Source organism: Lysinibacillus sp. NPDC097162 (assembly GCF_044762185.1).
GTDB lineage: Bacteria > Bacillota > Bacilli > Bacillales_A > Planococcaceae > Lysinibacillus.
Map to the genome: position 1 here is coordinate 313,193 of NZ_JBIWDT010000004.1, position 20,551 is coordinate 333,743.

The 20,551-nt window shown below is 36.9% G+C and carries 17 protein-coding genes and 1 pseudogene; 12 read left to right on the plus strand and 6 right to left on the minus strand.

The annotated features are described in order from the left end of the window. Positions 1-62 precede the first annotated feature (62 nt). Positions 63-626, plus strand: a complete 564-nt coding sequence (locus tag ACIQXW_RS18240) for a DUF5366 family protein (protein WP_340822858.1) — start codon at positions 63-65, stop codon at positions 624-626. 254 nt (positions 627-880) lie between these two features. Here ACIQXW_RS18240 and ACIQXW_RS18245 read toward each other — a convergent pair whose 3' ends face one another. After that, the gene (locus ACIQXW_RS18245) at positions 881-2,731 is read right to left on the minus strand and encodes a transglycosylase domain-containing protein (RefSeq protein ID WP_402764465.1); all 1,851 of its coding nucleotides are present in this window, start codon (positions 2,729-2,731) and stop codon (positions 881-883) included. A gap of 347 nt (positions 2,732-3,078) precedes the next feature. On the opposite strand from ACIQXW_RS18245, the gene ACIQXW_RS18250 reads away from it, so the two are divergent. Next, entirely contained in the window at positions 3,079-3,666 is a 588-nt protein-coding gene (locus tag ACIQXW_RS18250; protein ID WP_340822860.1) for a peptidylprolyl isomerase, read from the plus strand. Between the two features lie 24 nt (positions 3,667-3,690). Next, positions 3,691-3,903: a hypothetical protein gene (locus ACIQXW_RS18255; RefSeq protein ID WP_173479753.1), complete on the plus strand. Its 213-nt coding sequence runs from the start codon at positions 3,691-3,693 to the stop codon at positions 3,901-3,903. Positions 3,904-4,215: 312 nt separating this feature from the next. Here ACIQXW_RS18255 and ACIQXW_RS18260 read toward each other — a convergent pair whose 3' ends face one another. Continuing rightward, on the minus strand, positions 4,216-5,388 hold the full coding sequence (locus ACIQXW_RS18260) for a MalY/PatB family protein (RefSeq protein WP_401019678.1): 1,173 nt from the start codon (positions 5,386-5,388) through the stop codon (positions 4,216-4,218). A gap of 73 nt (positions 5,389-5,461) precedes the next feature. Here ACIQXW_RS18260 and ACIQXW_RS18265 point away from each other — a divergent pair, with 73 nt between their 5' ends. Further along, positions 5,462-5,722, plus strand: a complete 261-nt coding sequence (locus tag ACIQXW_RS18265) for a DUF1871 family protein (protein ID WP_401012602.1) — start codon at positions 5,462-5,464, stop codon at positions 5,720-5,722. Positions 5,723-5,839: 117 nt separating this feature from the next. Here the strand turns inward: ACIQXW_RS18265 and ACIQXW_RS24225 are convergent. Further along, positions 5,840-7,022: pseudogene (locus tag ACIQXW_RS24225) on the minus strand (sodium-dependent transporter); the annotation flags it as partial. A gap of 285 nt (positions 7,023-7,307) precedes the next feature. Between ACIQXW_RS24225 and ACIQXW_RS18280 the strand changes: the two are divergent. The 3 genes from ACIQXW_RS18280 to yugI all read left to right on the plus strand — a co-directional run bounded on the left by ACIQXW_RS18280 (position 7,308) and on the right by yugI (position 9,970). Further along, entirely contained in the window at positions 7,308-7,856 is a 549-nt protein-coding gene (locus ACIQXW_RS18280; protein ID WP_340822868.1) for an RNA polymerase sigma factor, read from the plus strand. Then, the gene (locus ACIQXW_RS18285) at positions 7,849-9,504 is read left to right on the plus strand and encodes a hypothetical protein (RefSeq protein WP_402764476.1); all 1,656 of its coding nucleotides are present in this window, start codon (positions 7,849-7,851) and stop codon (positions 9,502-9,504) included. The genes ACIQXW_RS18280 and ACIQXW_RS18285 overlap by 8 nt, the downstream gene beginning before the upstream one ends. An 88-nt stretch (positions 9,505-9,592) precedes the next feature. Beyond that, on the plus strand, positions 9,593-9,970 hold the full coding sequence (gene yugI / locus ACIQXW_RS18290; RefSeq protein ID WP_340822872.1) for a S1 domain-containing post-transcriptional regulator GSP13: 378 nt from the start codon (positions 9,593-9,595) through the stop codon (positions 9,968-9,970). Positions 9,971-10,033: 63 nt separating this feature from the next. Here yugI and ACIQXW_RS18295 read toward each other — a convergent pair whose 3' ends face one another. Further along, the gene (locus ACIQXW_RS18295) at positions 10,034-11,341 is read right to left on the minus strand and encodes an AAA-type ATPase lid domain-containing protein (RefSeq protein WP_340822874.1); all 1,308 of its coding nucleotides are present in this window, start codon (positions 11,339-11,341) and stop codon (positions 10,034-10,036) included. Between the two features lie 148 nt (positions 11,342-11,489). Between ACIQXW_RS18295 and pruA the strand changes: the two genes are divergently transcribed. From pruA to ACIQXW_RS18315, 4 genes are all read left to right on the plus strand, one after another. Further along, positions 11,490-13,034: an L-glutamate gamma-semialdehyde dehydrogenase gene (gene pruA / locus ACIQXW_RS18300; RefSeq protein ID WP_340822875.1), complete on the plus strand. Its 1,545-nt coding sequence runs from the start codon at positions 11,490-11,492 to the stop codon at positions 13,032-13,034. A gap of 232 nt (positions 13,035-13,266) precedes the next feature. Further along, on the plus strand, positions 13,267-14,460 hold the full coding sequence (locus ACIQXW_RS18305) for an ornithine--oxo-acid transaminase (protein WP_340822876.1): 1,194 nt from the start codon (positions 13,267-13,269) through the stop codon (positions 14,458-14,460). An 83-nt stretch (positions 14,461-14,543) separates the two neighbouring features. Then, positions 14,544-15,788: a Glu/Leu/Phe/Val family dehydrogenase gene (locus ACIQXW_RS18310; protein WP_069509732.1), complete on the plus strand. Its 1,245-nt coding sequence runs from the start codon at positions 14,544-14,546 to the stop codon at positions 15,786-15,788. A 499-nt stretch (positions 15,789-16,287) separates the two neighbouring features. Beyond that, positions 16,288-17,451: an iron-containing alcohol dehydrogenase gene (locus tag ACIQXW_RS18315; protein WP_402764481.1), complete on the plus strand. Its 1,164-nt coding sequence runs from the start codon at positions 16,288-16,290 to the stop codon at positions 17,449-17,451. Positions 17,452-17,502: 51 nt separating this feature from the next. Here the strand turns inward: ACIQXW_RS18315 and ACIQXW_RS18320 are convergent, their stop codons facing one another. Then, entirely contained in the window at positions 17,503-18,495 is a 993-nt protein-coding gene (locus ACIQXW_RS18320; RefSeq protein ID WP_401019664.1) for a cation diffusion facilitator family transporter, read from the minus strand. Between the two features lie 15 nt (positions 18,496-18,510). Continuing rightward, positions 18,511-19,233, minus strand: coding sequence for an MgtC/SapB family protein (locus ACIQXW_RS18325; protein WP_401019661.1), 723 nt, complete (start codon positions 19,231-19,233; stop codon positions 18,511-18,513). A gap of 132 nt (positions 19,234-19,365) precedes the next feature. On the opposite strand from ACIQXW_RS18325, the gene ACIQXW_RS18330 reads away from it, so the two are divergent. Then, positions 19,366-20,265 carry a DMT family transporter gene (locus ACIQXW_RS18330; protein ID WP_402764483.1) on the plus strand — a complete coding sequence of 300 codons (900 nt, stop codon included), beginning with the start codon at positions 19,366-19,368 and terminating at the stop codon, positions 20,263-20,265. Positions 20,266-20,551: the final 286 nt, after the last annotated feature.

Sequence of the window (20,551 nt, forward strand, 5' to 3'; positions counted from 1 at the left end):
GGAGAATTTTAGCTATATTATAAATAGGAAGTTATCAAAAAAAACAGAGGAAAAAAATTTTTATGAGGAACCCTTACATATATGGTTATTTACCATTAATTACAATTTTATTGTTTAGTTTAACGTTCGGCATGTATGCAGTAGGCGAAGCATTACAATTATTTCAAGCAATCGGTGTTTATTCAGGAATGCGTGAATTTTTATCGGATTTTGAATTACGTGTATTATTGCTAGTTGTATTTGCGGTTATTTTTTTTATGGCAATTTCTGCGCTTAAATTAGTTGGTGAAACAATTCATGAACTAGGTATGTTATTTTTTTCAAAAGATAATGAAGGTGCAGCAGTAAGCCAAGCGCGTGGAGGCTATGTCATTCTATTTATTGGAGCTATGTGTTCTGTCTTTGCTATTCAATCCATTTATGCATTAGCAGGTATATTCGTTTTAACGATTTTTATCTATTTCATTTATCTTATTTATAAAATGAGCCTTTTTATGTCCATGGGTGGCACGATTGGATTACTAATATTTGAACTTTTCATGTGGACAATATTATTTTCGTTATTAGTTTATGTGATTTTAAAATTGTATAACGGTGTACTGGCAAGTCTACCTTTTGCAAAATAAAGTCAGTGCCAGTCACTCAAACAATTCTGAATACTGCCAGTAATGTATTTTTAATAACTAAGTAAAAACCCACGTAGACTCCTGCGGGAACGCACGCAAAGTAAGCCGCAACAAATCGCACGATAGCGACGGTTGCGGCTAACAGTGTGCCCGCGGAAAGCGAGTGGGTTTTTACGTTTTAGAAGATGCCAGTGTGCTAGGTGTCCTTGCTAAGTGCCAGTCACTCAAACAATTCTGAATTCTGCTAGGAAACTTTACTCTAGTAAAACATTAAATAGCTTGTGATGAATTTTATATGCTTCTAGTTTTTCCATTGGTTGAGGTTTATCATAGCCAAGCCAAACAGCAGCTGTATACTGATCATTTAAACCGGCTAGCCAATAATCGCGGTAATCATTTGTCGTACCTGTTTTAGCACCAACATAGTTACTATTATTATAAACACCTTGCCCTGTACCATTTGTTACAACTTCTGTAAGTAACTCTCGCATATATTTTACCGTTTTGGGTGACCATATTTGATCACGTTCCGTATCCCAGCTAAATAGTACAGTGCCGTCATTGGCTGTCACCTTACGAATACTATGTGCAAGGACATATGAGCCGTCAATAAAGCTTGTGTAGGCATCTGCTAACTCCAGAGCTGTAACACCATATGTTAATCCACCCAATGATGCGGCATATGTATGATCCTTTGCCACGATGGAGCGGAAATGGAAGCGATCAAGGTAACTAAATGCCGTCTCGACACCAACAGCATTAAAAAGGCGAAGAGCAGAAGTATTATAACTATTACGGAATGCTGTTCGAATAGTCACATCCCCATATTTATATCCCCCATAGTTTTGAGGGCAAAAAGAACCGACACAATAACTACCACCATTCACGATGGAATCTGGTGTATTTGTTGTCGTTTCAAAAAAAGGTGCATAGACAGCAAGTGGCTTAAATGCTGAACCTGGCTGTCTTGGTCCTTGAAAAGCCCGATGATAATCAAATTTCTCGTAATTTTTACCGGCATATAGACTGATGATTTCACGAGAGGTGTTATTAATTACAGCTCCCGCTGCTTGCAATTGGCCAGTTCCTAATATAGCCGTCATTTGCTCTTCATCATGATTTTGTTTAGTTGGGTCAAGAGCCGTATAAATGGTTAAACCATTTTGGAACAAAGTATTGAGACGATTGTCTAGTTGTGCTTGAATCAACTTTTTTTCTTCATCACTTTGCGTATTTTGAAGTCGATCCGTATAGCCTTCTTTCTCAGCTACAAGCCAGCGTAGCTCTTGCAGAACATAAGTGCTATACATGGGGTAGCTTTGCATCTTATTTTTCACATTTAATATGACTGGTGCTGCTTTATAAGAAGCTGCATCTTCCTTTGTAATAGCACCACTAGCAGCTAGTGTATCGAGTAGCCGTTCCTGTCTTGCCTTTGTTTCATCAAAATTTTTTAAAGGATTATAAAGTGATGGATTGTTTGGAATAGCAGAAATAAAAGCTATCTCAGCAATTGATAAATCTTGAATAGATTTTTGGAAATAATAGCTCGCTGCACTTCCTATACCATATACTTGATTGCTAAAATAAGATTCATTTAAATACATAGTTAAAATAGCATCTTTATCGTATTTTTTTTCAAGCTCGTAGGCATAAAATAATTCCGTCAATTTTCGTTCGTACGTTTTTTCGTCAGATAAATAGCGCATTCGAACAAGCTGTTGGGTAATGGTACTGCCTCCTTGCGAAGTAGCATTGGCATTAGAGTTCGCGACAACAGCACGAATAATGGCACTAAGATCGAAGCCGATATGATCATAAAAGTCGGCATCCTCACTAGCAATAAAAATTTCCTGGGCAATTTGTGGAATTTCTTGCAGTGTTAAAGGCTGCCTCCATTCGACATATTCTTCGCTAAAGGTTTGACCATCTTGATCTATTAATGTGACTGGAAGCTGAACCTGTACTTCAGGTACATCAATCGTTTCCTCGATTTGTTGTTCGTGGGCTTGGGCTGCATTTAACTCTGATCGTATATTCGTACCAATCCACCAAATGGTAGGTAAACATAGAGTAATAATAATAAAACCAAAAACTTTTTTCATAAATGCCTCCAACTTTGAAAATAAGTCTTTCAACAGAATAGCATATTTTGGATGTATTCCAAATACTCGTTGAGACCTATTTACACAATACGAAACTATAAAAAGAAATAGCAAAGATAGCCCGTTTCTTCCATCATCATTTTGGGTTATACTACCATAGGTATCAAACAGAAGTTTCCCCGTATTCAAAAATATAATTGGCTGAACGATTGTAAAATTACAAAATTCGTCAATACTTAGGTGGAGAAAACGGCTAGGAAGTATGTTAGACTAATATGAGGTCAGGAATGATCTAGGATGATCATTTTCATTGAAACTGAAATTTTACATTTAAAGGAGAGACTCCAATGTTTCCACAATTAACAACAGAAGTACAAGAAGGCGAAGTACTAGTAGAAATGAAAACGACTTTAGGTGCGCTAAAAATTAAATTATTTCCAAAACAAGCACCAAAAACAGTTGAAAATTTCTTAGGGCATGCAAAATCAGGTTATTACGATGGAATCATTTTCCACCGCGTTATTCAAGATTTCATGATTCAAGGCGGTGACCCAACTGGTACTGGTATGGGCGGTGAGTCAATTTGGGGTAACTCATTTGAAGATGAGTTTTCTGATGAATTATTTAACCTACGTGGTGCACTTTCAATGGCAAACGCTGGTCCAAACACAAACGGTTCTCAATTCTTTATCGTACAAATGAAACACCTTCCAAGTGATATGCTACGCCAACTTCAAGGTGCTGGTTTCCCAGAAGAAATTATTGAAGCATATGCACAAAACGGTGGTACACCATGGTTAGACCATAAACACTCTGTATTTGGTCATGTTGTAGAGGGTATGGATATCGTTGATAAAATTGCTGATGTAGCAAAAGATAACCGCGATAAACCGCTTGAAGATGTTAAAATTGAGTCAATTACAGTTTTTGAATAATAATTGTAAGGACGTGTAGAAAATATGGAACATTTAATGTATCAATTTTTATATTTCCCTGAAGATAAAACAGCTTATATTCCAGCAGCTTTTGAATTTTTAATCATGCTTATTTTATGTATAGGTGTATTTATGATTTTCCGTAAAATCTCTAAAAAGCAGGAATTAAAATCTAAGGAAATCGAAACACGTATTTTAGCTGAACGTAATAGCACAAATAATCAACAAAATGTATAAGTAAAGGTACTCTGTGTAAGAGTGCCTCAGACTATAGGCAAACTCGAATAATTTTCGGTTTGTCTATAGTTTTTTTTAGATTAATACATAAAACATTCCTGTATGCAAAGTGAAGACTTGAGTAACTAGCACTAGAATACTAAAAATCCACTTTTTATAGCGCAAAAAACCACGCGCTTTCCTCGGGCACAGTGTAAGCCACAAACCTCGCGGGTGCGCGGTTTGTTGCGTCTTACTTTGCGTGCGTTCCCGCAGGAGTCTACGTGGATTTTTGCTTTGTTAAAAATTCAGAATTGTTTGAGTGCCAGGCACTTACAATGACAATGCTAGCTTAAAGCGAGCAACTGCATCTTTTACAGTATCAAATGAGCAGGCCACGTTCATACGTAGGAAGCCACGGCCTTCTTCGCCATATTTTGAACCAGGCTCTAATGCAAGTTTCCCAACTTCCAGCAATTGCTTCATTAACTCTTTTTCATCCATTTCTAATTGACGACAATCTATCCACAGTAAGTATGTGCCTTGAGGCTTAGCAATGTGTATGCCAGGCAATTGCGTTAACTCTGTAATGACATAATCCATGTTATTAGAAATATAAAGAAGTAATTCTTCTAGCCATGGTAAACCTTCAGTGTAAGCTGCTTGCAGTGCAATAGGGGCAAAGCTGTTTAATGAGCCTTGACCACTGGCCATATTGACAGCCTCTAATTGAAGGCGTTTTTTCTTATCAGTGGCAATGATATATGAGACTTGAATACCTGCAAGATTAAATGTTTTTGTCGGTGCCATACACGTAATTACACGATCGATTTCATCGCCTGCAATTTTTGCAAGCGGCGTATGCTTGGCACCATCTAACATTAAATCTGCGTGGATTTCATCTGAAATAATTAGAACATCATACTTAGCACAAAGACGAATAATCTCTTTTAGTGTGGCTTCGTCCCATACATAACCACCTGGATTATGAGGGTTACACAATATGTAAGCTTTTATGTCTTGGGCAAGTGCTTGTTCGAATGCCTCAAAATCATAGACAAATGTCCCGTCTTGTTCTACTAACGGACAAGTTATCACTTCACGACCATTACTTTTTGGGATATTAAAAAATGGCGGATAGACAGGTGTTGAAATAAGTACCTTATCTCCTAAATTTGTCATTGCTGTTAGAATATTTGCTAATGCTGACACGACGCCATGGCTAAAAGAAATGGAATCTTTTTCAATGTGCCAATTATAACGATTATATTGCCAGTCCACTATCGACTGTTTTACTTCCTCGCATACAAAGCCATAACCGAAGATGGCACCCTCAGCATGTTTTTGTAGTGCCTTTGAAACAGCTGATGGTGGGGCAAAGTCCATGTCTGCTATCCACATTGGTAATATTTCTGTAGTATCGTTTAGGCCATAAATTTTCTCCATTGCGTCCCATTTTACTGAGTTAGTATAGCGACGTTTTAAAGTTTGATCGAAAATAGACAAGCAAATCACTCTTTTCTTTTTTTTTTACTATGGTATCATACCTATTAAGATTAAAGGATAATAGGTGAGTATTTTGGAAAATATAAAAATGAATCGAGCAGCCGTACATCTGCTAGCGGAGTGGGACCCTTTCCACATCGGTGCTGAGAATTATGATACAGAAACAGCAGATGTTGTTGCAGCATTACAAGGTATTGATGACCCATCGGCTCTTGCAAAGGTCATTCAAGAAACTTACGAGCACTCGTTTGAGCAATGGATTCCAATTGAAGATTGTGTTGCCATTTCATACAAACTAATTGCCATTAAGTTTGAAGCCAAATGCATTATTTAAACGACATATAATGTTTTTCTATTGGAAAGGGCGTATGGGGCGAGCATGTATGCCGTAAGCTCTCTTTCCTTATAAAAGTGAGGTTGTCTTCAATACTTAGACAGCCTCATTTTCTTATTAAAACAATGGTAAAATCCCTTGAATAAAAATAAGGAAAATCGCAATTGGTGATACGTAGCGAATTAATAAGTACCAAATATTAAACATAAGACTTGAGGAAGCAAGCTCTTTTCGGGAAATATCTTTTGTATAGTAATAGCCTGCAAAAATAGAAATCAGTAATGCACCAATTGGCACGTCGACACTATTTGTAAAAAAGTCTACAAAATCAAAAATTGAACGATCTAAAATTTGTACGTCCGATACAATTCCGAAAGATAAGGCACTCGGAATACCATAGACGAAAATAATAATACCGCCAATCCATGCAATTTTTTACGCTTTTCGGGCTTGTTTCCAGTGGCGATAGCTACTACTATTTCTAACATAGAATTGTAACAGTATAAGAATAAAGAAAATTTTCAGGAATAGACCACCGAGTGGCCATTGTTCGAAAACGGCAGGCAAAATAATAAAAACAAGCTTTGGCCTTGGTTAGGTGTATAGCCTAGTACCAACACGGCTCGGAAAATAACTAAACCTGCAAGTAGCGAAATAATACTATTATAGAGGCTACATTGATAGCTGAATTACCAATCTTTTCAGTTTTCGGGAGATATGATGCGTACGTAATCATAACGGCAATACCGACACTTAGAGAGAAGAATGCTTGTCCAAGTGCTTTTAAAAATGTTTTAGCATTTACGCCGTCCATTGCACCATCAAGTGTTAAGGAACGGATAACTAACACAATGAAGAAAATGAATAATAGTGGCATCATCCACGTACTAGCCTTTTCAATCCCACCTTTAATGCCTCCCGATACGATAGCAACTGTTAAAAGTAAAAATAGTCCTTGTACAAGAATAGCTTCAATTGGACTAGAGATGATATTGCTAAATAAATCAGCGTAATTGCCTTCACTACCATTACTTGATAATTGAAAAGTCAATGAACGCCCTAAAGAACTTAATATCCAACCGCCAACTACACTATAGAAGGACAGTATTAAACAAGCAATAATTATGCCGCCCCATCCTATTAAAAACCATGATTTTCCTGGCGCTTGTTCTTTGAACGATGTAACAGCATCCTTTTGCCCATGACGGTCAATCATAAAATCTGCAATTAACACCGGTAAGCCGATGAAAAATGTACATAAAATAAATACACTTCCACCAATCGTTCCCGCCATATATGGAATTGATCTCTAGATGACACGAAAATAAAGCCTCCTTATACTAAAGTTATATTTTACCGTAAAAACGTCATAACACAAGTCAAATTTCTGAAAATTGATTATAAATACTTTTTTTCTAGCTACTTCTAAATGGGATTAAAAACTTACGTGCTAAAGTGTTAGCTTAACAGCGCAGAAGACCGGTTCTATTGGTTTTATTAGCACAAAACTATGCGCTATCACCAATTCAGTTAATTGTAACAATTAGGGGAAATAGGTCGTTACATATAAAAGGAGGGATAACGAGTGAATGAGTCCGAATTAATCGAACGAGCACAACAAGGTGATAAAGAAGCCTATATCGAACTAATTCGCATCCATCAGCGAACAGTAGAAAAATTTGCCTTTCAATGTGGCGTACATAGTAGTGATTTGGCGGATGTTGCACAAGAAGTTTTTGTTAAGCTGTACCGCTTTTTACATCAATTCAAGCAGGATCGTTTTACTACATGGCTTTATAAAGTCACGCTCAATGCTACGCGTGATTATTATCGTCGGGAGCAACGGGAGCAGGCGAAAGAGGAGCTGTTAAATGCACAGCCACAAAATTATAGTCCCTCGGCGGAAAAGCACGTATTAAATTTTGAAGAAGATCGATTATTGCACAATAACATTCAAGCATTGGATGAAAAATATCGCTATCCACTTGTATTGTTTTACTTTCATGAGTTGAAATATGAGGAAATTGCGGAAGTACTTGGTATTTCATTGTCGGCGGTCAAAGTGCGAATTTTACGCGCAAAGGAAAAGCTCAAAGTCTCTTTGACACAGGATGGGAGTGTTGAAAATGGATGACAAACAATTTGACAAACGTATGGCATTATTAAAAAAATCATACGACCGAATGGAACAAAAATTAAATCCAGCAGATGTTTTGAAGCAAATTGAAGAAGAAGAAAAAGAAGCACTCGCAAAGCAAACGATTGCCACACAAAAGAAGCCCTTCCCAAAATGGCAAAAGCCAGCAGTGTGGCTAGCGAGTATTGCAAGCGTATTACTAGTTGGTTTTTTAGTGACGCTCTATACAATGAAACAGCAAGAAAATAACCAAACTGAAGTCCCACAAAATATTCCTGTAAAAGAGGCTGAAGAGAAAGATGCAGTCGACTATATAACGAAAAAATATAATAGTCGAAAAGAGGATATAAGAAGAGAATTAAAAGTTTCGAAAGATGAACTGCAAGCATTTGAATTTATTCAAACGGCAGATACAATGTTAGATTTTTATATCGCAAATAATTTGCATTCGTCATCAATTGAGAGTGATAGTGCACAAAATGTAGAAGAATACGTTTTATATTATTTAATGACTCCTAAAAGGGCTATAGAGACGATAAAAACATATAACAATTTAACTTTTGATGAATCGTATGAGGTTTATAACCAATACGTTATTGCTGTAGAAGAGTTGGAAAATTTTTATAGCAAGCTACTTGAACCGTTTGAACCACTACTGAAGAATGCGGATAAAAAGCAATATCCTTCTGATTTAAAAGCTATTATTGAAGCGGCAAATAATCAATATATGGAGCTGAAAAAGGATGAAAATGGCTCGTTTTATTTTAAAGCGAATCCAGTAGAAGGGGAGTTTGCGCCAGCTTATATAAATCAATTACATCCGGATGTTTTTGGGTATTTCGAATACTTAAAAACGGGTTATTTATTATTAGTCGACGATTTACGCTATTCACGAGAAGAAACAGCAAATTCGCTTAAAATAATGGAACGTTCGTTACTTGCAGATATCAATGCCGGTTCTCCCAATTACAAACTATTACTTGAAACCTTTAAAAACACGTGGGTGGCATTATTGCTAGGTACTAAAAAATATCCTGTCTTAGCGGAAGATGGGCAACCTGATAAGGAATATATAACATTTTTACAGGAAGTAGCCAAGGGTAAGTATGGTGAGGTTATGAAAAAGAAAGCTGCCAATATCTTTAAGGAATTACAGCAAAATAATCATTCTGAAACATTAGCGCAACTTACTGCTTATGATATATGGACAATACTTTTACAGACACGGGAAGAAACAGCAGGTTATATCAACGATAGTGATTTTAATATTGTTGACATGAATGACTCTCGTATAGAGCAAATTAAAGGAATATATGAGCAATATAAAAAACATAACGATATAGCTATATTAAACCAACTTCGCCCAATAAATATTGCTGCGCTTTATTTATATGCCATATCCATTGGTGATGAGTCTTTGCAAAAAACTTTATTAATGCCAGATTCCGAATTGGATATAAGTTTGATGTTACAAACAATGAAAGATATAGAAATATTTAGTCAGCTAGGTGAATACGATGGGATTTATCCAATTGTAGCTGCTCGCGTTGCAATCAGTGAACAGGATAAGTACGGAAGGCAATTCCTAATAAAGTTTTCGAAGCAAGAGGAAGGGTATTATCGTATAACAGAGATCATTGATTAGTGGGACGATTTTTTGCTCCAGATATTGACGTATGTTATAATTTAACGTGATATATACGTAGCAAACATATAGAAAGTGGGCAAAGGTTATGGCAAAAAAATATGAATTAGGAGACGTATTGACCGGAAAAGTTACAGGTATTCAACCGTACGGTGCGTTTGTAGCACTTGATGACGATACACAAGGGCTCGTGCATATTTCTGAAATTACGTACGGCTTTGTAAAAGACGTCAGTGAGTTTTTATCAGTAGGGCAAGAGGTTGAAGTGAAGGTACTTGAAATCGATGAAGCGGCCGAAAAAATTAGTTTATCGATCCGTGCCTTACAAGAGCGCCCAGCAGCAATAAGAAAAAAAGATGCGCCACCACGGAAATCTCTACAGGATCGTGTAGATGAATCCGATGCAAACGGCTTTAATTCCCTAAAAGATAAACTACAGGACTGGATCGAACAGTCAGGACATTAAAAAACGAGGATGCTTCCATGTGAAGGCATCCTCGTTTTTTTATAAACATTTTCATAATTAAGATTAGTCCTTTTTCATCTTCCGTATGCGATACTGCAAGTTTTGGCGGCTCATGCCAAGCGCACCAGCAGCCTTTGTTATATTACCCTCATATAGATTTAAGACATTTTGCACATAATAGGATTCGGCTTCCCGTAAATAAGCATCAAGAGGCATGACATCATTTTGCTGTTGGAACATAAAAAATTCAGGTTCGCGCTCAGAAGTATCTTGGCTCTGCACCTTAAATCGAAAATGAACAGGGAGTAAATCGAACGTAACAGTTGATTCAGTTGTCATAAATGACACGATTTCATCAAGTAAAAGTTCGAGTTCTTTCAGATTTCCTGGCCAGTCATATTGTAAGAATAATGCTTGGACATCAGGTGCTAGTTCTGTTACGTTTGATGCAAATCGCTCACGATGGCGACTAAAATAATCATCAACAAACGGTAAAATATCTTCTTTTCGGTCTGTTAAATTTGGAATAGTGATGGACATTGTTGCAAAGAAATAATACAAAGATTTTAAAAGCTTTTTCTCCGCTATAAGTGTAATCGGATCACTGCCGACACTGCCTATCAGCATATATTTTGATTGTGGAAGCGACTGTAATAATTCCAGTAATTGCTCCTGAACATGAAGGCTTAAAAAATCAATCCGTTCAAAGAAAAATGTATATGCTTTGTCATCCTGTAAAAGCTCTTGCATTTTATCTAGCACTGATTTCGCTGAACGTCGACTAAATAGTGTAACAAAAGCTTCAGTATCAGCTGAAGCAGCATGATGAATACTTTCTGCAACTAAATCCTTTCCTGTACCAGACTCCCCGATGAGTAATATAGGTAATTTTACTGCGGCAGCTTTTTTAGCATTTACGATAACTTGTTTCATCGTCTCTGAAACGGCGGTAATCATATCAAATGTTAAAGGCTCACCATATCGACGGAGAGGTTGATACACTAGTTTTTCTAAAGATGTTATATCACGTGCAAATTCAATTGCACCGATTAGTTGATTGTTTTTAAAAAGCGGAAATGTATCGTTAATCGTTGTAATTTCATGACCATTTTTATTCCAATAGGTTTGTTTCACATTCATTTCTTGTAAGCCAGTTTGTAATACCCGCATTAAAGTACTTTCATGTTGACGGAAGGAAAACAACTCAATAATTGAACGATCTGCTAATTCATCAAAATGAAATCCTTCAATTTCTTTCATTTTTGAATTATAGATAATTGTTTTACCTGTTACGTCAATCGCATGTATACCAACGGATACATTAGTTGCAATAAACTCATAAAAAGGTAATAAGGGTTCAGAATTTTTCATAAAATGTGCACCTCAAAAATTTTTTACTTGAAATATGCAACGAAATTTTGCATTATAATAAGTGTAAGAATATTTTATACGCAAAAAAAATTTGCGTCAATGTTTTTTGCACACTAAATTTTTACAGCTCACAAAAGGAGGATATAGTATGATTCCATACAAACACGAACCATTTACAGATTTTTCTCAAGAGGCAAACTACAAAGCTTATTTAGAGGCATTAAATAAAGTTGAAGGCTATTTAGGTCAAGACTATCCACTAATTATTGGTGGAGAACGTATTACAACAGAAGATAAAATTGTTTCATATAACCCAGCAAAGAAAACAGAAGTAATTGGTCGCGTTTCAAAAGCAAGCAGAGAATTAGCTGAAAAAGCTATGCAAGCAGCAGATGAAACATTTAAAACTTGGAAAAAAGTAGACCCAGCTATTCGTGCTGACGTGCTATTCAAAGCAGCAGCAATTATCCGTCGCCGTAAACATGAATTCTCAGCACTTTTAACAAAAGAAGCTGGTAAGCCATGGAATGAAGCAGATGCTGATACAGCAGAAGCAATTGACTTCCTTGAATACTATGGTCGCCAAATGTTACGTATTAAAGACGGTCAACCAGTAGAAAGCCGTCCAGGCGAATACAATCGTTATGATTATATTCCATTAGGTATTGGTATTGTAATTTCACCATGGAACTTCCCATTCGCTATTATGGCTGGTACTACAGTAGCAGCTTTAGTAACAGGGAACACAGTATTATTAAAACCAGCTTCAACAACACCAGTTGTTGCTTATAAATTTATCGAAGTTTTAGAAGAAGCGGGATTACCTGCAGGTGCAGTGAACTATGTACCAGGTTCAGGTGCAGAAGTTGGAGATTACTTAGTTGATCATCCGAAAACACGCTTCATCAGCTTCACAGGTTCTCGTGATGTAGGCTTACGTATTAACCAACGTGCAGCAACACATAACGATGGTCAAATTTGGATTAAACGTGTTATCGCTGAAATGGGCGGTAAAGATACAATTGTTGTCGATAAAGAAGCAGATTTAGAGCTTGCGGCACAATCAATCGTAAAATCAGCTTTCGGCTTCTCAGGTCAAAAATGTTCTGCATGTTCTCGTGCCGTTATCGTAGAAGATGTTTACGATACAGTTGTTAACCGTGTAGCTGAGCTTACAAATGCGTTAACAGTTGGTGACCCAGCTGACAACAGCAACTTCATGGCTACAGTAATTGACCAAGCAGCATTCAATAAAATTACTGAATACATTGAAATTGGTAAAGGAGAAGGTCGCCTTGTAGCAGGTGGTACAGCTGATGATTCAGTTGGTTACTTCGTCAATCCAACAGTATTCGCTGACGTAGATCGTTCTGCTCGTATTATGAAAGAAGAAATTTTCGGACCAGTTGTAGCAATTGCGAAAGCAAAAGATTTCGATGAAGCAATCGAAATTGCAAACGACACAGAATACGGCTTAACAGGTGCGGTTATTACTAACAACCGTATGAACTTAGAAAAAGCTCGTGAAGATTTCCATGTTGGTAACTTATACTTCAACCGTGGTTGTACAGGTGCTATCGTTGGTTACCAACCATTTGGTGGCTTCAACATGTCAGGTACTGACTCAAAAGCTGGTGGCCCTGACTACCTACAACTTCATATGCAAGCAAAAACAACTTCAGAAATGCTTTAATTTTTACTGATTTGTGTGGCGCAAAACCACATGTTCATAGATGGGCTGTTTAAATAAGAAGAAAAAGCTAGCAACGCCTCGTACGTAGATAGTAAAACCTACGAGGTGTGCGGCTTAATTAATAGGTGACCAATTTTTTGTTTTGTTTCTATTAAAGAGCTCTTTTATCAGATCTTATAAACCGTCCTATCTTTATAGATTTTCATTTTAGTTAGTAGGGAGAGAATGCTATATGTCAAAATCACAACAAGTTATTGAACAAACACAAAATTACGGTGCTGCAAACTATCATCCACTGCCAATCGTTATTGCAGAGGCTGAAGGTGTTTGGGTTAAAGATCCAGAAGGAAACAAATACTTAGATATGTTATCAGCATATTCTGCAGTGAATCAGGGGCATCGCCATCCGAAAATTATTGCTGCATTAAAAGAACAAGCTGATAAAGTAACTTTAACTTCTCGTGCATTTTACAGTGAAAACTTAGGTGAATGGTATGAGCTAGTAGGAAAATTAACAAATAAACAAATGGTTTTACCTATGAATACAGGCGCAGAAGCAGTAGAAACTGCATTTAAAGCTGCTCGTCGTTGGGCTTATGATGTAAAAGGTGTAGAAGAAGGTAAAGCAGAGCTTATCGCTTGTAACGGAAACTTCCATGGACGTACGATGCTAGCTGTATCTTTATCATCTGATGAAGAATACCGTCGCGGTTTCGGACCAATGTTACCAAATATTAAACTTGTTGATTACGGTAATTTAGAAGCATTAAAAGCTGCAATTACTCCAAATACAGCAGCATTTTTAATTGAGCCAATCCAAGGTGAAGCTGGTATTGTTATTCCACCAGAAGGCTTCTTAAAAGCTGCACGTGAATTATGCCGTGAAAATAATGTTTTATTCATTGCGGATGAAATTCAAGCTGGTTTAGCTCGTACAGGTAAAATGTTTGCATGTGATTGGGAAGAAGTAGAGCCTGATATGTACATCTTAGGTAAAGCATTAGGTGGCGGTGTATTCCCAATTTCTTGTGTTGCTGCTAATCGTGAAATTTTAGGTGTCTTCAATCCAGGTTCTCACGGTTCAACTTTCGGAGGAAATCCTTTAGCATGTGCTGTTTCTATCGCATCTATTAAAGTATTATTAGATGAAAAATTAGCAGAGCGCTCACAACAACTTGGTGAATATTTCAAAGGTAAATTACGTGAAATTAACAACCCAGTGATTAAAGACGTTCGTGGCCGTGGTTTATTCATCGGTATGGAACTAACAGAAGCTGCACGTCCATATTGTGAAAAACTAAAAGAATTAGGTTTATTATGTAAAGAAACACATGATACTGTAATTCGTTTTGCACCACCATTAGTTATTTCTCAAGAAGATTTAGATTGGTCTATTGCTCAAATTGAAAAAGTATTTAAACTTTAACAAAATGTTCACATTTTAATTCAGAAGTGTGTTACAATGATGCCGATATACAATCATTAAAAAAAACAAAGAGGCGATTTAAAATGTCTGAAAACTTAAATCTGTTCACATCAACTCAAGATGTTATTCAAGAAGCTCTTAATAAACTAGGCTATGACGAAGCAATGTATGAACTACTAAAAGAGCCGCTTCGTATGCTGCAAGTCCGCATTCCAGTTAAAATGGATGATGGAACTACAAAAGTATTTACTGGTTACCGTGCACAACATAATGATGCAGTAGGACCAACTAAAGGTGGAGTACGTTTCCATCCAGCTGTTTCCGAAGAGGAAGTTAAAGCGCTTTCAATGTGGATGACATTGAAATGTGGAATTGTAGATCTACCATACGGCGGAGGTAAGGGCGGTGTCATCTGTGACCCACGTCAAATGTCTATGGGTGAAATCGAACGTCTAAGCCGTGGTTATGTTCGTGCGGTTAGTCAAATTGTTGGACCAACAAAAGATATTCCTGCTCCAGACGTATTTACGAATGCACAAATTATGGCATGGATGATGGATGAATATAGTCGTATGGACGAATTCAACTCTCCAGGTTTCATCACAGGTAAGCCACTTGTTCTTGGCGGTTCTCAAGGTCGCGACCGTGCAACTGCTCAAGGTGTAACAATTGTTATCGAAGAAGCTGCGAAAAAACGTGGTATCGACATTAAAGGCGCTCGCGTTGTAATCCAAGGTTTTGGTAACGCAGGTAGTTTCTTAGCTAAATTCATGAATGATTTAGGTGCTAAAGTAATTGGTATTTCTGATGCATATGGTGCACTTCATGATCCAGAAGGTTTAGATATCGACTACTTATTAGATCGTCGTGATAGCTTCGGAACAGTAACAACATTATTTGAAAACACAATTTCAAATAAAGATCTTTTAGAGCTTGATTGTGATATTTTAGTTCCAGCTGCAATTGAAAACCAAATTACTGCAGACAATGCGCATAATATTAAAGCAAACATTGTTGTTGAAGCAGCAAATGGTCCAACAACAGCAGAAGCGACTAAAATTTTAACAGAGCGTGGCATTTTACTTGTACCAGACGTATTAGCATCTGCTGGTGGTGTTACAGTTTCTTACTTTGAATGGGTACAAAATAACCAAGGTTATTATTGGACAGAAGAAGAAGTAGAAGAACGCCTTTACAAAAAAATGGTTGAAGCATTTGATAATGTATATACAACAGCGACTACACGTAATATCAATATGCGCTTAGCAGCATATATGGTTGGTGTACGCCGTACTGCAGAAGCATCTCGCTTCCGTGGCTGGGTTTAATCAATAGATATTTAAATAAGAAGACATTCCTAATTAGGGATGTCTTTTTTTATGGACTGCAGTTGATTTATGCTCTAGGTGGCAACCTTAATTGTTTGAGTGCCTGGCACTAAGTAGTAGTAGTCGGCTCCAAAAACGTAAAAAACCTCTACGCTTTCCTCGGGCAAAATGTAAGCCACAATCCTCGCAGTTGCGCGGTTTATTGCGTCTTACACCTTGTGCTGTTCCCGCAGGAGTCTACGTGGATGTTTACTTGGATAGTCATAAAATGCATGATTAGCCTGGTGAATTGTTTGAGTGCCAGGCACCCGCCCTCCAGTGCTAATCACCCACCCTTCGTCCTCTTCACCAAACAACTGAATAATAGGCAGCAAGGTAAAATGCCTGATGCTATTAGTTGACACTCTTGTATTCTCCTATGTTTTGCATTTTTAGGTTTTAAATCTTTGCTTTCTTCATTGTAGATATGAGAAAATCCAACTAGAAAGGGGCGAATTCAATGGATTCATTTACATTTTATAACCCAGTGAAATTACACTTTGGTGAAGATGCACTGGAAAAATTACCGAAAGAGTTAGAGCAATATGGTAGCAAAGTACTAGTAGTTTATGGTGGGGGAAGTATAAAGAGTAACGGCGTGTACAATGCTGTTATTGAAAAGCTACAACAAGCGGATAAAATGATATTTGAATTGAGTGGCGTAGAGCCTAATCCTCGTGTAGAAACAGCGCGAATTGGCATTGATATTTGTAAAAAAGAAGGCATTGATCTTGTGCTTGCTGTTGGTGGTGGCTCGGTCATTGACTGTTCTAAATTAATTGTTGCCGGTGCTAAATATGATGGCGACGCATGGGATATTGTTAAACGAAAAGTATTAGTTCAAGATGCCTTACCACTTGGAACTGTTTTAACATTAGCTGCTACAGGCTCTGAAATGAATTCAGGCTCTGTTATTACAAATGCGGCAACTGAAGAAAAGTTAGGTTGGGGAAGTCCTGCTACGTTCCCTAAATTTTCTATTTTAAATCCAGCTTACACAGTGTCAGTACCGAAAAACCATACAGTTTACGGTATGGTCGATATGATGTCTCATGTTTTCGAGCAATATTTCCACAACACGACGAATACGCCAGTGACAGATGAAATGTGTGAAGGTGTTTTACGAACTGTTATGACGACAGCACCTAAATTACTAAAAGATTTAGAGGATATTTCATTGCGTGAAACAATATTGCTAGCAGGGACAATTGGTTTAAATGGTTTCCTATCAATCGGCTCTCGCGGAGATTGGGCATCACATAATATCGAACATGCTGTATCAGCAATTTACGATATTCCGCATGCTGGTGGCCTAGCAATATTACAGCCTCATTGGATGCGACTAAATGTGCCAGTAAATCCAGAACGTTTTGCCGGTTTAGCAACTCGCGTTTTCGGTGTTGATGCGACAGGAAAAACAGCAGAAGAAATTGCCTATGAAGGAATTGATCGTTTATCTGCATTTTGGACTTCATTGGATGCACCGAGCCGTCTAGCTGATTATGATATTGATGATTCGAAATTTGACCAAATCATTGAGCATGCAATGCAAAATGGACCTTTTGGTAACTTTAATAAGCTACACGAAGATGATGTTCGTACAATTTTACAAAACGCGTTATAGGGATACGATAAAAAAGCCAATTGCCTAAGTAGGCAATTGGCTTTTCTTCTATTATTGTTTGTTATAGGCGGTTGATGGTCGCTCGCCGACGTGTACCCAGTTTGCTTTTCCATCATCTTCATCAAATAATATGGCTACTTTGGAGACACCTTTTTGACTTAGAATAACTTCTGTTAAATGATCACGGACATCATCTAGAAATGCAAGTGATAAATTAGCATCAGCTTCAGCAACTAATTCAACGTGTAAAAATTCGCCTTCTTTTACAACCTCTAAGCGTACAATATCTTTAATGTTAGGATCATCCATCACAAGATGAGCAATATGATTGAGCATTTCTTCATCTGTTTCACCAATAACGCCACGTGCATTATCTAAGAATACCTTTCCAACTACATAAAACATCATACAGCCAATAATGATTGATACAAGTCCTTCAATTCTCGTCCAACCTGTAAAATGTGCAATTAAGATAGCGACAAAGGCTAAAACATTACCACCTGTTGCTACTAAATCTTCCATAAAGACTAATTTTGTCGCAGGTTTTGCACGATTCAAAAATCCAAATGCTTTTGGAATAGACATCATACCAGCTTTTTCTTGCCCTGCTTCGTGAAGTACTTCCACTGCCGCTTTTGCCAGAACTGTTCCTTCTAATACAACCCCGACCAATAACACGCCAAGTGCTATTAACATTCCTTTTGATTCACCTGAAGGATGCATAAAATGATGCCAGCCTTCTTTTATAGTCTCGTAAGAAAGGATAGCTACAATAATAACGGCAAACAGGCAAACTAGATTAACAATTCGACCAAAGCCTCCAGGGAATTTTTTCGTAGGGGCTTTTTTGGATAGCGCTGAACCAACATATACAAATAGTTGGTTTGCAGCGTCTCCTAGTGAATGCATCATTTCGGCAAACATAGCGACGTTACCTGTGAAGAAGAAGGCAATGCCTTTTATAATCCCTAAAAATGCATTTACAAATGCAGCCATTAATGAAGGCTTATTACCTTCCTTGAGTAGTTTCAATATTTCTGTCATTAGAGAATCCTCCAGCTAGTTTAAAATTTCCATTTCAATTTTTTCAATGTAAGGTAAGGTACGTAATGAACGATAAAGCGACAGTAAGTTATCAGAGACAATTAAAGATAAACGGAAATCTAATTCGTGTAACACTTGATTATTGCCTAAAGGAATGTCTTTTATACGAATGTTTTCAATCACAATATTGTTGTCTTTTAAAAATAGAAGGAACGATTCTGTATTACCATCATCATCAATTTGAATTTTTAGCGATACTTCTCGCATACGAATTCTCTTTGGTCCAATTTTCATAAGAAATGGAGACAATACTTCGATACCGAAAACAATAATAATAACAGCCATTGTAGCATCCATATAGAAGCCTGCACCAACAGCAATCCCGATACCAGCAGCTCCCCAAATCATAGCGGCAGTAGTTAAACCCGAAATGCTATCATTACCGCGTCTTAAAATGACTCCTGCTCCAAGAAATCCGATGCCGCTTACTATTTGAGCTGCGAGGCGAAGGGGATCCATTGATATATTAATTTCTGATCTCGGAGGTGTTGAGTATGCGGTCTCAATCGAGATAATTGTAAGTAAGCAGCTGAATGTAGCAATAACTAAACTGGTCTTTAATCCAACAGGTTTCTTTTTTAATTCCCTTTCAATTCCGATTACTAAACTTAATGTGGCTGCAATCACTAATTTTATGCCAACTTCATATGTAATCATATTCTCCAATAATGTTTCCAAACGCACCCCTCCATTAATATTTCGTATTGCTAAGAGATATGCAAGCTGTCATTATTATATGTACATTACTTTTTTGTATTGTACATCATGGAAGTTATGATGTATAAGCTTTTTTTCTGGAGGTCGATTTCAATGAATGAACCAAAGATTCATCCGTATATCCCAATTTTTATTGGCGTTATTTCAGTATCTTTATCAGCTATTTTTGTAAAATTAGCTAATGCGGAGTCGGGTGTTATTGCTTTTTATCGTATGTTGTTTTCTGTCATAATCATGTCACCGTTATTTTTCATGAAATATACAAAAGAATTAAAGCAGCTATCTAACAGGGATTGGCTTTTCTCTTCAATTGCGGGGGTATTTTTAGCATTTCACTTTATTTTGTGGTTTGAATCACTAAATTACACATCTGTTGCAAGTTCAACTGTCCTAGTGACTCTTCAACCACTTTTTGCGTTTGTTGGTACATACTTTTTCTTTAAAGAGGCTATTACTTTAAAAACCATTTTGGCAGGGGCAATTGCCATAGTAGGAAGTGTATTAATTAGCTGGGGAGATTTTAAGCTAAGTGGATCTGCTTTCTATGGAGATATGCTTGCACTAATTGCTTGTGCACTTATTACAACCTATCTTTTATTTGGCCAGGATGTAAGGAAACGACTGTCACTTGTGACATATACAATGATAGTTTACGTAGTGAGTACGATTACGTTGTTTTTCTATGTACTAATTAAAGGAGAATCATTCGGTCCTTATTCTTCAACGGATTGGATATGGTTTATTTTATTAGCCATTGTCCCAAATTTATTAGGCCATACTTTATTTAATTGGTCCATTAAATATGTTAGTACGAATGTTATATCAATTGCTATTCTATTCGAGCCAATTGGAGCGGCTGTTTTAGCTCTTGTTATTTTTAAAGAGTATTTAATTGCAACACAAATCATCGGTGGATTAGTTGTAATAGTAGGGATTCTATTATTTGTAGTGGACGAAAAAAAGATTTTAAAGTTTTTTATGAAAAAAGCTTGATTTTTATATTGCAATATTATATATTATTACTTGTCCTTAACAAGAAGGACGGCTTGAAAATAACAATTTAAAAAAGTTGTTGACTTCTTGTTGAAAACAAGTTAGACTAATAAAGTCGCTGAAAACAAGCGATAACAAAATGAACCTTGAAAACTGAACAAGCAAAACGTAATCAATATAGTTTTTACTAGCTAACTTCGTTAGTGAACGAAACAAAATTTTGGACATCAAAATTGATGCCAGCAAAACAATTTGAGCTAATCAAATTTCTTTTATGGAGAGTTTG

What these genes read in the sequence shown, in the direction of transcription:
- ACIQXW_RS18245 (WP_402764465.1), bottom strand. Translation starts at nt 2,731, where the DNA reads ATGAAAAAAGTTTTTGGTTTTATTATTATTACTCTATGTTTACCTACC.
- ACIQXW_RS18305 (WP_340822876.1), top strand. Translation starts at nt 13,267, where the DNA reads ATGTCAAAATCACAACAAGTTATTGAACAAACACAAAATTACGGTGCT.
- yugI (WP_340822872.1), top strand. Translation starts at nt 9,593, where the DNA reads ATGGCAAAAAAATATGAATTAGGAGACGTATTGACCGGAAAAGTTACA.
- ACIQXW_RS18285 (WP_402764476.1), top strand. Translation starts at nt 7,849, where the DNA reads ATGGATGACAAACAATTTGACAAACGTATGGCATTATTAAAAAAATCA.
- ACIQXW_RS18250 (WP_340822860.1), top strand. Translation starts at nt 3,079, where the DNA reads ATGTTTCCACAATTAACAACAGAAGTACAAGAAGGCGAAGTACTAGTA.
- ACIQXW_RS18330 (WP_402764483.1), top strand. Translation starts at nt 19,366, where the DNA reads ATGAATGAACCAAAGATTCATCCGTATATCCCAATTTTTATTGGCGTT.
- ACIQXW_RS18320 (WP_401019664.1), bottom strand. Translation starts at nt 18,495, where the DNA reads ATGACAGAAATATTGAAACTACTCAAGGAAGGTAATAAGCCTTCATTA.
- ACIQXW_RS18255 (WP_173479753.1), top strand. Translation starts at nt 3,691, where the DNA reads ATGGAACATTTAATGTATCAATTTTTATATTTCCCTGAAGATAAAACA.
- ACIQXW_RS18310 (WP_069509732.1), top strand. Translation starts at nt 14,544, where the DNA reads ATGTCTGAAAACTTAAATCTGTTCACATCAACTCAAGATGTTATTCAA.
- pruA (WP_340822875.1), top strand. Translation starts at nt 11,490, where the DNA reads ATGATTCCATACAAACACGAACCATTTACAGATTTTTCTCAAGAGGCA.
- ACIQXW_RS18240 (WP_340822858.1), top strand. Translation starts at nt 63, where the DNA reads ATGAGGAACCCTTACATATATGGTTATTTACCATTAATTACAATTTTA.
- ACIQXW_RS18315 (WP_402764481.1), top strand. Translation starts at nt 16,288, where the DNA reads ATGGATTCATTTACATTTTATAACCCAGTGAAATTACACTTTGGTGAA.
- ACIQXW_RS18295 (WP_340822874.1), bottom strand. Translation starts at nt 11,341, where the DNA reads ATGAAAAATTCTGAACCCTTATTACCTTTTTATGAGTTTATTGCAACT.